General features: G+C 74.2%; 6 protein-coding genes and 1 pseudogene. All 7 read right to left on the bottom strand.

What is annotated here, in order from left to right; translation table 11 throughout:
* Window positions 1-574: pseudogene (locus STRIP9103_RS51705) on the bottom strand (SWIM zinc finger family protein); the annotation flags it as partial.
* Window positions 571-4,587 (bottom strand): vWA domain-containing protein, encoded by a 4,017-nt coding sequence (locus STRIP9103_RS21670; protein WP_009317604.1) that lies wholly within the window; start codon window positions 4,585-4,587, stop codon window positions 571-573. The gene STRIP9103_RS21670 and the pseudogene STRIP9103_RS51705, both read right to left, overlap by 4 nt.
* Window positions 4,584-5,744 (bottom strand): ATP-binding protein, encoded by a 1,161-nt coding sequence (locus tag STRIP9103_RS21665; RefSeq protein WP_009317610.1) that lies wholly within the window; start codon window positions 5,742-5,744, stop codon window positions 4,584-4,586. The genes STRIP9103_RS21670 and STRIP9103_RS21665 overlap by 4 nt, the downstream gene beginning before the upstream one ends.
* 204 nt (window positions 5,745-5,948) lie before the next feature.
* Window positions 5,949-10,862, bottom strand: coding sequence for a hypothetical protein (locus STRIP9103_RS21660; RefSeq protein WP_009317598.1), 4,914 nt, complete (start codon window positions 10,860-10,862; stop codon window positions 5,949-5,951).
* The gene (locus STRIP9103_RS21655; protein WP_009317602.1) at window positions 10,859-11,725 is read right to left on the bottom strand and encodes a DUF4132 domain-containing protein; all 867 of its coding nucleotides are present in this window, start codon (window positions 11,723-11,725) and stop codon (window positions 10,859-10,861) included. The genes STRIP9103_RS21660 and STRIP9103_RS21655 overlap by 4 nt, the downstream gene beginning before the upstream one ends.
* A gap of 309 nt (window positions 11,726-12,034) precedes the next feature.
* Entirely contained in the window at window positions 12,035-13,219 is a 1,185-nt protein-coding gene (locus tag STRIP9103_RS21650) for a MalY/PatB family protein (protein ID WP_009317614.1), read from the bottom strand.
* 48 nt (window positions 13,220-13,267) lie between these two features.
* Window positions 13,268-14,188 (bottom strand): hypothetical protein, encoded by a 921-nt coding sequence (locus STRIP9103_RS21645; RefSeq protein WP_009317616.1) that lies wholly within the window; start codon window positions 14,186-14,188, stop codon window positions 13,268-13,270.
* Window positions 14,189-14,190: the final 2 nt, after the last annotated feature.

Below are 14,190 nucleotides of genomic sequence, written 5' to 3'. Positions count from 1 at the left end.
CCGTTGCTGCGCTTGCCGCCGCTGTTGCCGTTGTGGGTTCTGTGGCGGGTGCGGTGGGGCCGCCGAGGGCCGGAGCGTCGGCCATTCCGCCGGCCCTGGCACCAGCGCCGGCTCCGGTCCCGGTCTCGGCCCTGGCACGAGCGCCGGTTCCGGTCCCGGTCCCGGCCCCGATCTCGGCTCCTTCCTCCGACCCGGCGTCACCCTCGGCTCCCGCCGCCCCCGTCGACGGTTTCGACCAGGCATCCGAGTCGGTCGATGCGTCCACGTCCGCCAACGTGTCCGCGTCGGCGACCGGGCAGGCGCCCAGCACGGCGGCGCGGTGCAGGCATCGGGGCGCGAGCAGACAGCTGCACACCGTCTGTTCGGCGTCGGTGAGCGTGCCGGACGGACCCGGCGTGAGGGTGACCTCGGCGTCCTCGCCGCACCGGATGCGCAGGGCGCCGCCATCGGCGACGACGGGCAGAGCCGCGTACGACTCGATCGCGGCGTCCAGTTTCTTGCGCAGCCGTGAGGTCAGGCTCTCGACGGCGGCGGCGACCACATCGGGTGCCGCCGGGGGCAGTTCGGCGTTCATCGGGTCTCTCCGCGGAGGCGGTCGCCGACCCAGCGGGCCAGGGCGAGGGGACTGAGGGCGGCGACGGGCATGCCGGCCGCGACGAGTTGTCGGGCGATGGGCACCGAGTAGCGCGGGGTGCCGGTGTCGTCCAGGGCGGCGCAGCCCATGAGATGCACTCCGGAACTCGCCAGGGCCCGTACCTCGCCGAGGAGTCCGCCCAGTGGGTAGCCCTCCTCGAAGTCGCTCACCACGACCACGAGGGTCCGGCTGGGCACGGTCACCAGGGAACGGGCGTGCGCGAGCCCGGCCGCGATATGGGTGCCGCCGCCGACCCGTACCTCAAGGAGCAGCGACAGCGGGTCGTCCACCCGGTCCGTCAGATCGATCACGTCGGTCGAGAACGCGAGGAAGTGCGTCGACAGCGTGGGCACCCCGCCCAGGACGGCGGCGGTCAGCGCCGACCAGATGACGGAGGCCTCCATCGACCCGGACACGTCGACCACGAGGATCAGTCGCCAGTCCGCCTCCTTCCGGGAGCGGGTGCTGAAGACCGGCCGCTCCGGCACGACCACGGTCCTGCCGTCGGCCGTCCGATGTGTGGACGCGAGGTTGGCGCGCAGGGTGCGCGGCAGATCGAGTCGGCCGCCCGGACGGCGGGTCGGGCGCGGAGTGGCCAGCCCCGTCAGCGCCGGGCGCATACGGGTGGCCAGCTCCTTGGCCAGTTCGTTGACCAGACGGCGCACCAGCGGGCGCAGCTTGGCCAGTTGCTGCTCGGGCATCCCGCCGGCGAGGGACAGCACGGAGGTCAGCAGATCGACCGAGGGGCGGACCGCCTTGGGGTCCAGTTCGGCCAGTACGTCCGTACGGCCCTGGTCGGCGGCCCGCGCCAGCACCTCCTCACGGACCTCCGTGCCGAACAGCGCGTCCAGCTCCTCGGCCCATTCACGTGCCGTGGGGAAGGACGCCTCCTGGCCACCGCCCTGTCCCCGGCCGCCGCCCCGGCCGAGATCCGAGGCACCTTCACCCCGGCCGGCGCCGTACAACTCGTCGAGCGCGTGGGCGTAACGGCGAGCCCCCTGCGGCAACTTCTCGCTCTCCCGGCCGAGCAGCAGCCGCCAGCGGTCGGTGGGGGAGAGGTGGAGGGTGGAGGAGGCCGTGGACTCGGCCGACGCCGACCCGGCGGCTTCGAAGGCCCCCTCCGCCTCGGCGGCTTCGGTCGTCACCGCTACCTCGGCGGCTTCGGCAGCCGCCGACACCCGGGTGGCTTCGCCATTCGCCGGGGTCTCGTCCGCCTCGGCGGTCACAGGGCCGCCGGAGACTTCGGAAGTCTCGGCGAACCCGTTGCCCCCGGGCAACCCAATCGCGTCCGGCCGCAACAGCGCACGCAGGGAGTCGAGCGCCGCGAAACCCGTCGTGTCCGCCGTGGTCCACAGGGCGAGGAGTTCCGGTGAGGCGCCGAGGGAGAGGTCGAGGCGGTCGCCGAGGCGTTCGGTGACGGTGTCCAGGAGGCGGTCGCGGGCGGCCGGGCTCAGCGTGTCGAAGCCGCCGCGCAGGGCGGGCAGCCGGTCCAGGAAGCCCTGGTCGGTGAGCGTGTCGATGCGGTCCAGCAGGGGGTCGAGGCCGGTCGGCGCCGACTGGAGCAGCGGTGCGGCGCCGCTGAGCAGCCCGGTGAGCCGGCGGGACAGGGCATGGCGTCCGTCGGGGCCGGTAGCTGTGTCGATCCAGCCGGCGGCACGGGCGCCCAGGGTATCGGCGTCGTCGAGGTCGAGCAGGACCCGGGCGGCCAGCGCGGCACCCTGAATGAGCGGGGAGCCGGTGCGGGCGAGGGTGCCCAGGGCGTCGTCCATCCGCAGCCCGAGGTGATGGTCGCCCGCCCGTGAGGCCAGGGCGATGAGCGCGCCCGCGTCCTCCGGCTGGTCGCTGCCCGCGAGGCCCGGCAGGGCGCGGACCGCCGCCTCCAGCAGGCCGGCGGCCAGTTCGGCGGCCTCCTGCCGGCCCTCGGCGGTGGTGCCCGGCAGATGGCCCCGCCGCAACGCCTCCAACAGGTCGAGCGCTTCGAGGAGTTCGGGAAGCGTCGCGGCGGCGGGCAGCACCTCGGCGGCGTCGGCGAGGCGCTCGGCGACCAGAGCGGGCAGATCGCAGCGGGCGGCGTCCCGGAGCCCGGCGAGGACGAGGGCACAGGTGGGCCCGCCGTCCGCCGACTCCCGGCGGAAGGTCTCCCGCAGTGTGCCCTCGGCGGCCAGCGCAGCCGTCACGCCCCGAATCCCGGCCAGGTCCAGCCGTACGGGGACGGCCGGGGTCCACGACAGCCGCCACCGCGTGGTGAGCGCCGTACCGTCACCCGTGCCCGACACCTGGACGGCCTCGCCGTACCCAGCGCCGCACACCGCGAGGCGCTGGAGCAGGATCTCGCGGCGGCCGTCGAGGGCCGAGCGGAGCGGGTCGAGCCGCAGCTCGCGCGGGGTGGGATCGTCGGGGCCGGGCAGCCGCAGCGCGGCCAACTCGGCCTCCACGGACGGGCCGAGCCCCGAGCGCGGTGTGCCCGGCGCGATCCGGCCCCGGTCGGTGCCGACCAGGACCACTTCGAGCGCCCGCGCGAGGGCCCGGCCGCGGCCGAGCGGCTCGCCCTGGGCCATCACGGTCGTCAGCGCTTCCAGCACCTCGCCCCGCCCCGGCGCCGCGAGCCCCCGCAGCGCGGCCAGGTCGCATGCCATCCGCAAGGTCTCGGTGGCCTCGCCCGTTCCCGCCGTGTGCCCGGCCGCGCGCAGCTCCCGGCACACATCGGTGATCGCGCGGGCGGCGGCACCGTGCAGCAGCTCGGGGTCGCCCCCGGCCACGAACACCGCCTGCTGCCACCGCGGGTCCCTGATCCCGGCCGGGTAACCGGAGCGGGAGTCCAACAGATCGAAGGCGTACGGAACGAGGGAGGTGACGACGGGCGGGTGCTCTCCGACGAGGGCCGCCCCCTGCGCGGCCGACGCCGACCCCGACGTGGTGCCGGCCGGAGGCGCGGCCGGAACGGCACCGTCCGCCCCGGCCTCCTCCCCACCGAGCCCGTCCGACAACGCGGGGGCGTGGAACGCGCCGACGACAGCCGCGACCCTGCGCCCGCCCGCCGCGGCGCGCGCGATCGTCGCCCGCATGTGCGCCTCCCGGGCCAGGTCCACCGATGGCACCCCACCCGCCGACTCGGCGTCCCGACGCAGCGCCCACCCCACGCCGAGCGCCGCACGCCGGATCGCCTCGGGGGCGCAGCCGGGAGCCAGCACCTCCACACACCGGTCCCACAGATCATCCCCGTCCCGACCGCTCCCGGCGGCGACAAGCGCCTCCGCGAAGGCGGTGGGCGCGACCGAGGGCACGACTTCGGCGACCGCGCTCCGCGTGAGCCCTGCCGGACCGACGGGACCGTTCGCGCTGTGGGCATCCCCTGCCGGGCGAGGGCCGTCCGCGCCCTGAGTGTTGTGCGCCGAGCCGGGGAGGCCCGTGCCCTGTGTGTCTCCCGCCGAGCCGGAGCCGTTCGTATTCCTCCCGTCCCCCGCTTGGCCGGAGCCGTCCGCGCCCTGAGTGTCCTCCGCTGAACCGGAGGCGTCCGAGCCTCCCTTCTCGTCGGCGGGCCCGGGGCCGTCTGCGTCTCGCGCCTCTCCCCCCGGTATCGGACCACCCCCGCTCCACGCCGGATCCGCCATCGGCAGATCGCAGCACACGATCTCGGCGCCCCGCTCCCGGGCCCAGCGCAGGGCGGCGAGTTCGGGGGAGAAGTCGGCGAAGGGGTAGAAGCCGAGTCGGCCGCCCTCGTGGGCGCCGGCCAGGGCGACCGGCGCCTGGGTGCCGGGGTCGGCGAGATGGGGGAGCCAGGGCTGGAAGTCGGTCGGCAGCTCCACGCAGACGACCTCGGCGCCTGAGGCGTCCAGCAAGGCGGGCACGGCCGCGGCGAGGGCCGGGCTGTGGTGCCGTACGCCCAGCAGATACGGCACCGTGGAGTCGGCGAGGGCCGTGACGGCGTCCCGCGGGTCCTGAGCGATGGTCACCGAAGGTTCTCCCGCAGGTCCCAGAGGCGGCGCCACAGCGCGGAACCGTCCTCGGCGCGACGGCGCACCGGACCGTCCCAGTAACCGAGCAGTCGGGCGTGGTCGGCCGGGTCGTCCTTGTGGACCACGCCCAGCAGATGACCGGGTACGAGGTCGAGGGCGTCCCCGCCGGGCAGATACGCGGCGGCCACCCCGAGGGAGGCGGCGACCTGCACGGCCTCGGCGGTGGACATCACCGTGCCGGGCCGCTCCACGTCCCAGCCCTCGGCGGACCGTCCGGCGCGCAGATCGCGGAAGACGGTGACCAGCACGTCGAGGATCGCGTCGTCCACGGCGAAGGCCGCGCCCGCCCGCTCGACGGCCGCCGTGGCCTGCCGCTTGACGAGCGCGGTCTCGGCGTCGACGTCGGCGATCGGGTGCACGGTCTCGAAGTTGAAGCGGCGCTTGAGCGCGGCGGACATCTCCGAGACACCCCGGTCGCGGAGGTTGGCGGTGGCGATGACGGTGAAGCCGGGGGCCGCCGCGACCTGGGCGTCGTCCGTGCCGGACAGCTCGGGCACGCTCACCCGCCGGTCGGACAGGATCGACACCAGCGCGTCCTGCACCTCGGGCAGACAGCGGGTGATCTCCTCGACGCGTGCCACGCGGCCGGAGCGCATGGCGCCGAGGACGGGAGAGTCCACCAGCGCCTGCGGTGTCGGGCCCTGGGCGAGCAGCAGGGCGTAGTTCCAGCCGTAGCGGAAGGCGTCCTCGGTGGTGCCGGCGGTGCCCTGCACGGTGAGCGCGCTGGTGCCGCACACGGCGGCCGACAGCAGCTCGGAGAGCATCGACTTGGCTGTGCCGGGCTCGCCGACGAGCAGCAGGCCGCGCTCACCGGCGAGGGTGACCACGCACCGCTCCACCAGGGCGCGCTCACCGACGAACTTGGGGGTGATCACCAGCTTCTCGGGCAGCGTCTCGTGCGGCTTGGGCAGCTTCAACGCCTCGCCGCCGCTGCCGCAGACGAAGGTGACCACGGAGCGCGGGGTCAGCCGCCAGCCGGGCGGGCGGGGGCCCTCGTCGTGGGCCGCGAGGAAGGCGAGTTCGGTGGCGTGACGCTCTTCGGCGGGCAGATTCTGCCGGGCTGGAAGGGCTGACGCCGTCTCGGTCGAGGTCATGGATGTCCTTGATCGGTGGGTCGGTGGGTCGGTGGGGCAGCGGATTGGTGGGTCGGTGGATCGGCAGGCGGCCGGACCGGCGCACCGGTGGGACCGGCGCACCGGTCGATCGATCGCCGGTCTCTGCGCTGTTGCGCGGTGGGGGACCGGGGGCGTCCGGTGCGGCAGGGCGCCGGTCGCGACCGGCGCCCCACCCCGGACTCCTCAGCGGCGGCGGCGCCCCCGCCGTACCTTCAGCTCCTCGAAGCGGGGAGTGTCGCCGTCCCGGACGCGCTGCCAGGCCCTGCGGTACAGGTCGGCGGCCGGCTCGGTCGGGACGAGCACGCTGAACGGCGTGTACTCGTCGTGCATCACATCGCCGAACAGCGGCAGCTTCCACCGCTCCAGCGGTACGCGCGGCGACTTGAGCTCGACCCAGGCACCGGGCAGGAAGAGCGAACGCCCGGCCCTGGTCCGGCTGGCCTCGACGACCAGGTCGGTGGCGGCCAGTTCGGCACGGGCCGCCTTGATCCGGGCCGGCTTCCACCCGGTCCACCGGGCCGTCAGACGGTCGGTGGGGTCGGGCATGGCGAGCAGCATCAGATAGAGCGTGGCGGCGTCCTCGCTGATGCCGTACTCCTTGGCCGCCTCGGTCACCAGCTCGGGCACGGAGCGGCTCGGGTCCTGCGGCCACCAGGTGCCGTCCTTGCCGCGCTCACCGGCCAGGGGGTCGCCCGGGTCGGCGAGCAGGGCCGCGAACCGGGGGGAGCGGGCCAGGCGCAGCGCCACCTCGGCCGCGAAGGGCCGCTGGTCGTCGACGCGCAGCGCGGGCAGGTACGGGTCCTGGCCGGCCTCGTCGAGCAGGGCGACCCGGATGCCCGGGGCCGGCTGGCTGTCATGGGTGGCCAGGATGACGGCGCCGTACCGCTCGAAGCCCTTGCCGGTCTCGGTCGGGGTGCCCGCGGTCTTCCGGAAGTGGGGGAGGCTGATGTACCGGCCGAGGTCGAGCACCAGGCCGGGGTGGGCGAGCCGTTCGCGTACAGCGGTGAGCGCGGGTGGCAGCGCGGCCCGGATCGGGTCCCCGGCGGGCAGCCGGTGGGCGAGCCAGGAGGCGAGGCCGACCGCGCCGACCAGCGTCTCCGCCGTGAACCCGACCGCGTTCTCGCCGACGGGCTTGACCCGGTCGCCGCTGACCGCCCACTCCAGGTCCCGGGTGAGCCGGGGCTCGGCGGCCGGGTTCAGCAATGCGGGCAGCGCCTCCCGCACCTCCCAGCGGGCGTACTTGACCGCGCGGACCGCGTCGCCGAGCAGTGCCTCGGGGACGGCCGTCCGCTTGCCGACCCTGCTGTTCCAGACCTCGGCCGCCGCTGCCGCGTCCGGTCCCTCGGTCCACAACCGGGCGGGGTCGGCGGGCAGCAGCGCGGCCACCACCGCGGCACGGATGTCGCCGTCGACGCCGCGCAGTTCCTCCTTGGCGTCGGCGGCCGGGGCGGCCTTCACCCCGATGGCGTTGCGTGCCTCCGTCGTCAGGAACGTCCGCTCGTAGACGTCGACCCGCGGCAGACCGGCCACGATCAGCCGGGCCATCGTCTCGGTGACACCGGTGAGTCGGGCGAACTCCTCGGCGGCCTCCGGGAACCAGGGCGCCGGACCGCGCGCGTCCAGCTCCGCGAGGAACGCGCCGAGCCGTCCCGCCGGCTCGTCCTCGCCGAGCGGGGACGACTTCCGCAGCGTGTAGGGCTCGGGGACCTCGAACCGTCCGGACGGGTCGTGGAAGAAGCCGGTGAAGACGCAGCCGTCGCTGGTCTGGTGCATCCATTCGTGCTGTACGAGGGCGATGAACGCCCCCTCGCCCAGCGGCAGCAGCCCTCGCCACTGGCCCTCGCGCCACTCGCCCGACGGGGTGCGCAACAGTCCGGCCTCCAGGTGCAGTTCCACCTTGCGCCATCGCTCGGGCGCGGCGGTCGCCCCCAGACCCAGCGCGTCGAACTCGCCGAGCAGGGCGCGCAGCGCCTTCCGGTGCTCCTCGGTGGTGGTGCCGGCCGCCGCCCGGAACGCCAGGGCCGTGGCGCGGTCGACCAGCGTCTCCAGTTCCGGCTGCCCCGACGGCAGCCCGGGCCCGTCGTGGTGGAGGCGCACGGTCCGCCCCTCCGGCACGGCGGTACCGGAAAGACCGGCTGCCCGGCTGATCACGCGCAGCGAGCGGAAGACGGTGGTGACTTCCTCGTCGCGGTTCCACCAGTGTCCGCCGACCACGCCGAGACCGCTCAGCGCCTCGATGAGCACGACGTCCGCCGGGCCGACCGGACCCTCGTCCTCCAACTCGCCGTCGAGGGCCCGGGTGAGCCGGGCCGCCGCCGCGTCGAGGACGGCCTGCTGACCGGCGGCGTGCCGGACGACCCCGGCGATGCCCGCGACGAGCGCGCCATGGGTGACGGGCAGGAGCGTACGGATCGCGTCGGGCAGCGCGTCCTTGTCGTCGTGCGCGGCAGCCGCCAGCAGGGCCGCCGCCGTGTCCCGGTCGACGCGCCGCAGCGCCTCGGAGCCCACGACGTCACGCGGCGTCATGCACTCCCAGTACTGCACCGGCGGCAGCAGCAGCGTGCCCTCGCCGAAGACACCGGGCGTACGGTCGGTCTTGGCCACCGAGGTGACGACACCGTCCGTGTCGACGATTTTGAGCTGCCAGCCGTCGCGGACGACGGCGCGGGCGCGGCCGGCGCCGGGGAACACCACGAGCGCGGACGGCCACGCCATGTCGGCGGGGAGGTCGACGGTGTGACCGGCGAGGTCCTGGGCGCGCCGGGAGCCGTCGGGCAGCCGCACGATGCGCAGACCGACCAGCCCGTCCACGGGCGCGGAGGCCGGTGTGGGACCCGCCGTCGGCGAGGGCCCCAGCCAGCCGCCCTCGTAGGCACTGCCCGCGGGGGCGTCACGCAGGGCGTCGGCGAGGAACGCGGGCATGCTCATGCGTCCGCGCTCGCCCGTGGCCGGGTCGTACTCGTACCAGCCGTTCGCCGCCTGGTCCTCGTTCTCCGCCTGCCACACCCAGTACGAGACGCCGTCGGAGACCATCAAACGCTCCTCGGGGAGCGTGGTGTCCCCGGCGTGCAGAACGCCGCCGCCGGTGGTCCGGCCGCCGCCGGGCAGGGGCACGGTGATCGGGAGGTTGGCCCGGTACCAGTCCATCTGGGTGCCCCGGGTGCTCTGCGGGCCCTCCAGGCTCAGCGTGCGGTCGGCGCGGGTGTGCCAGTAGCCGCGCAGGCCGTCGTCGCGGGTCCGCCAGTAGACGAGCAGCTCGCCGTCCACGTGGTGGAAGCCGGGGTCGCCCCAGCTCTCGTTCGCCGGGATGCGCAGGTCGTGCGTGAGGACCGTGCCCTCGGCGCCGATCACACGGGCCTGGGCGGCGCCCGCCACGATGAGGTGGGGCCAGGCGTCGGCGACGATCATGTCCTCGACGTCGTCCTTGGGGACGAGCGTGGCCGTCGCGTCCTCCCAGGCGGGCCAGCCCAGTTCGTCGAAGAGGCCGGCCTTCAGAGTGCGGGCCAGCACCGGGGCGAGGTCGGTGGCGACCGCCTCGCGCACCTCCTCCTCGGCCAGCGCCAGCGCCTCGGCGGGCAGCCACCGCAGCCGGCTCAGAGCCTCCGGCAGCTGCGGCAGACCGACGACAGTGAACCGGCGGACGACCTCACGCACCCACTCCGCCAGCATCGGGCGCCCGCCCGGCGACGCCGCCAGCAGCCGGATCGCCCGCAGACCCTGGGCGTTGTTGTCGAGCCGGTCTGCACCCCGGCGGAACGCCTCGTGGAAACGGGAGTCGGCGGCCAGCGACAGCAGATCGCGCTGCCCCTCGCCCGCCGCCCACTGACCGAGCAGCAGCATGGTGCTCTTCCTGGGATCGGCCACGGGCATGTCAAGGGAGAGCAGCAGGTCGAGCAGATCGACGTCCTGAGTGACCTTCAACCCCTCGCCGGCCGCCACCAGGTCGGCCCGCAGCGCGTCCGCCGCCCGCTCCACCAGCGGGTACAGCTCAGGCAGCCTTTCCGAGGCGCGCCACGACTGCTTCCGGAACTCCAGGAACCGCTTCAGCCAGCCCGCCGTACCGTCGCCCGGCCGTTCCTCCTCGGGCAGCGACGCGTCCCACAGCCCCGCCGTGGCACCGGACGCCCCCAGCAGGCCCAGCCACAGCGCGGGCATCTCCTTGTCCTGGCCGGCCGGGATCAGGTCCAGCAACGTGCCCCGCACCCGAGGCTCCCGCTCGGCCAGCGCCACCAGGGCCGTACGGTGACCCTTCCACCAGCCCGCCGCCGCACGCAGCGTGGCCGGCAGACTCAGCAGCTCGGCCAGATACTCCTGCTCGGTGAGGTCGGCGTCCCGGCCGGCGGCACGGGCCAGCTTCCGCAGATCGTTCGCCATCTGCGCCGACGGCGGCAGACCGCCCGCCGTGCGGCGCAGAGCCAGCTTGGTGAAGCGCCGCAGTGCCTCCTCGGCCGGCACCCGCGCGGCCAGCTCCTTCACATACGCCGACAGCACCTTCACCGGGAGCGCGCCGGCCAGCGCGAACTCCAGGAACACCGCGTCCAGCCGCTCCTCGTCCACCGTCAGCCCGTGCTCCGCCTCGGCCTTGCGGGCACGGGTGAACAACTGGGCCGCGTACGTGGCGTTCTCCTCCGCGAGGAACACCCGCCCGGCCTGCTCGTAGAACGTCGGCAGGAAGTGCGGCACCGACGCCGCCAGCCGCGCGCCCAGCTCCACGTAGGCGTCCATGGCCGCCTTCGGCTTGGACTTCACCTGCCGGGCCACCTTCTCCAGATCCGGTACGACGCCCAGCGCGTGGTGCCCGTCCTCCGGGTGGTGCACCAGCACCCACTCCGGGAAGCCCAGCGACTGACGCGGCCCGAGCCCCACCACGACCGGCTCCGCGTCCTGTTCGAGACCGAGGAACGCGGCGGCCAGGTCCTCCGCCGCGCCCAGCTCCCCGGCGACCAGCCGCACCACCACCCGGTCGTCCAGGCCCGGGTGACGGTACGTCCGCGCCGTCAGCGGCACCGCCCGCTCGCCGGCCCCCTCCGTGTCCGGCGGCAGCACCCCGCCCGCCGTCAGCAACTCCTCGTACGACACCCGCGTCCCCCCGCTCATGCGTCCTTGCCCTCCTCGATCACACGCCCGGCGTACAGCGCCGCGGCCATCCGCATCCCCTCCGACCAGGCCACCGGGCCCACCTCGCGCAGCGGTATCGCGCGGCCGTCCTGGTCGTGCCAGGTGAGGGCGCCGGTCTTCGTCTCGTCCTCCCAGTACGGCTCGCCGATCCACACGGAGGCCTCGACGGTGCGACCGCCGTCCCGTACCCGTGCGGTGGCGTAACCGCCGGCCACCCGGTAACCCAGCGAGGAGGCGCGCGCGGCGAGGGCGAAACGGGAGCGGAAGGAGCCGCCGGCGAACTCCCGCACCTCGGTGGCCTTGGCGTCCAGGTCGTCCGGCCGCCGCCAGATCGCCCGGTGTATCTGCTCGACGCGCTGCACGATGCCCAGCTCCGCCGCGAACTCCCGCAGATCGTCGAGGTCGGGCAGCAGCACCGGGTGCGGCAGCGTCACCGTGCGCGGGGAGAGCCGGACCGTCTCGCCGTCCAGGTTCACGATCCGCAGCTCACCGGAGTCCGTGGCGCCGCGCAGGAAGCCCACCTCGTCCGGGTCGTCGCCGACCACCGCCAGGTCGCGCAGCGCCGACTGCCAGGCCTCGTCCGGCCACACCCGGGCCAGCAGACCAGTGGGTACGGGCAGTGACGACACCATCCAGGAGTCGACCTGCGCGACGCACGCCGTGGCGTGCCGATCCAGCCACTGAGCGAAGCGCCGCAGCCGGTCCACCTCCGGGTGGTCCTTCAGCGCCTTCGGCAACGACTTCAACTGCCGCCCCGCCGCCCGGCCCGAGGTGGCCCGTGCCGCCACCCGCCCCTCCACAAGGGCGACTTCATACCCGTCACCCGCCGCCAGCCAACCCACGAACCCCAGCCCTCCGCATCAAGAACACAGAAAGAAAGCACAGTTCAGCCGGGGAATCCCGGCCCAAGTGCGACCATGTGCGGAACGCTAGCGGCTGCCACTGACAATCGGCCCGGGGCCCCTCCCACAGGTCCCGCCTGCGCGCCGGTGACGGCGACGGGCGGACACGCGAGGCGATCCCTCCGGCATGGCAAGCCAATCCGAGGGAGATCGCCCACGCATCCGTAGGCCTACATAACGGGCTACGTATTACCGGCCAGTCGCCAACAGGGCGGCGCCACCGACGCCGTGACGCTCCGTACGCGTGGCTCAGGCGAGAGCGGCGGCCATGCGGCGTACACCCTCGGTGATCAACTCGGGAGACGTCGCCAGGTTCATACGGACGAAACCGGCGCCACCGGTTCCGAAGGAGGGGCCGGAGTTCAGGGCGACCCGGCCACGGTCCAGGAAGACGGCCGCGGGGTCGTCGGCCAGGTTCAGGGCCCGGCAGTCCAGCCACGCCAGATAGGTGGCCTCGGCCGGTTGGTAGCGCACGGCGGGCAGGTGTTCGGCCAGCAGTTCGGTCAGCAGGCGCCGGTTGTCGTCGAGGCCGGCGAGCAGCGCGTCGAGCCAGTCGCCGCCGTCCCGCAGCGCGGCGGTGTGGGCGATGACGCCGACATGGCTGGGCCCGTGACTGACCTCTTCGGGAAGGCGGGCCAGATCATCGGCCGCCTCGGGGCCCGCGATGGCGAGGGCGGCCTTGAGACCGGCCAGGTTCCACGCCTTGGACGCCGACATCAGCGACAGCCCGTCCTCCCCGCCCGGCACGCTCAGATAGGGGACGAACGTCGCCCCCGAGGCCACGATCGGCGCGTGGATCTCGTCGGCGACGACCCGCACGCCGTACGCCCGCGCCAGCCGTGCCACCTCCGCCAGTTCCGCGGCCGTGTGCAGGGTGCCCGTCGGGTTGTGCGGGCTGCACAGCAGGTACACCGGACGGCTCCGACCGCCCCCGGCGCGCTCGAACGCGCCCCCCAGCACCGCGAAGTCGATCCGGCCGTCCGGGCCCAGCGGCGCCTCGACGAGGCGCCGGTCCGCGTGCTCGACGAACTGGTAGAATGGCGTATACACCGGCGAGCTGACGATCACCGGGTCGCCCGGTCCGGAGACCAGCTTGAGCATCTCGACGACGCCCAGCATCACATCCGGAACGATCGCCGTGCGCTCCACCGCGAGCCCGTCCCACCCCCACCGTCCGCTCGCGAACCCGGCCAGCGCCTCCGCGTACGCCGTCCCGGCCGGATAGCCGGTGTCCCCGAGCGTCACCGCGTCCACGACAGCCCGCGCGACCGGCTCGGCCAGTGGAACGTCCATCTCGGCGACCCACAGCGGCAGCACATCGGCCGGGTACGTCCGCCATTTCATGCTCGTACGCCGCCGCAACCGCTCCAGGGACAGTGCGCGCAGCGGATTGGCGACGGCGGGGGCGACCATGTCACGCGATATTCGGTTCATAGGACAATCGTGCCCCGGCCGCCCCGGGAGTCGCCCTCCTCGAACTCGTCAGAAGCTCCCCTTCTTGAACTCGGTGTCCGAACCGGTGGAGGTGGCCGTGACGTTGTAGCGGTCGCCGCCCGCGTCGCGGCGGCCCTGGGAGTGGTTGTACTGGAACTTGAACGTGTAGGTGCCGGGGCCGATGGTGTTGCCCGACTTCAGGGTCACCACGTAGGCCAGCTGGTTGCTGTCCGCCGCCGAGGAGACCGTCACCTTGTCACCGAGGGAGGACCAGACGCCGGTGCTGGCGACGCCCCCGGTCTGGTCGATGCTGACGACGACCTTGAGGCCGGTGAGGGACTGGGTGGTCTTCACCGTGACGGTGCTCTGGTCCCAGTAGTCGTTGGTGTCGGAGTCCACGCTGCCGTCGGTCCACAGATAGCCGGTCGTCGACTGCGACCCGCTGTTCTCGGCGGTCGTGCTCTGCTTCTCCTGGTCGTCGGTCGAGCCGGTCGAGCCGGAAGAGCCGTTGGAGCCGGTCGTGCCACCGGTGGTGCCGTCCGAGCCGGGCGTGGGGTCGGACCCCGGCGCCGCTTCCGCCCCACCCGTACCCGCTCCGGCCCCGGATCCGCCCGACACGGGGACGTAGACGACGTCGGGTGCCCCCTTGTCCTTGTCCTTCGCCTTCGGGGAGGGGGCCGTCGTCTCCTTCTTCGTGTCACCGGAGGCGGACTTCTCCTTCGGGGACTCGTCGGCCGCCGCGGTCACCTTCTCGGACGAGTCGGCGCGCCAGTCGATGGAGGCGACGGCCGCGGCGGAACCGGCGATCACCAGCACCGCGGCGGCGGAGCCGCCGACCGCGGTCCAGACCCGGCGGCCGGGCAGGAAGCCACGGAGCGGAGTGTGCGCCTTCCGGGCGAACAGGTCGGCGAACTCGCCTTCGCTGCGGGCGCTGTCCCGGTCGTCCGAGTGAGCGGGGGTGTGCGGCATGG

The sequence above is a fragment of the Streptomyces ipomoeae 91-03 genome, from assembly GCF_000317595.1.
Lineage (GTDB): Bacteria > Actinomycetota > Actinomycetes > Streptomycetales > Streptomycetaceae > Streptomyces > Streptomyces ipomoeae.
Note: the sequence above shows the minus strand (reverse complement) of the source record. Positions and strands in the feature narration are given on the sequence as shown.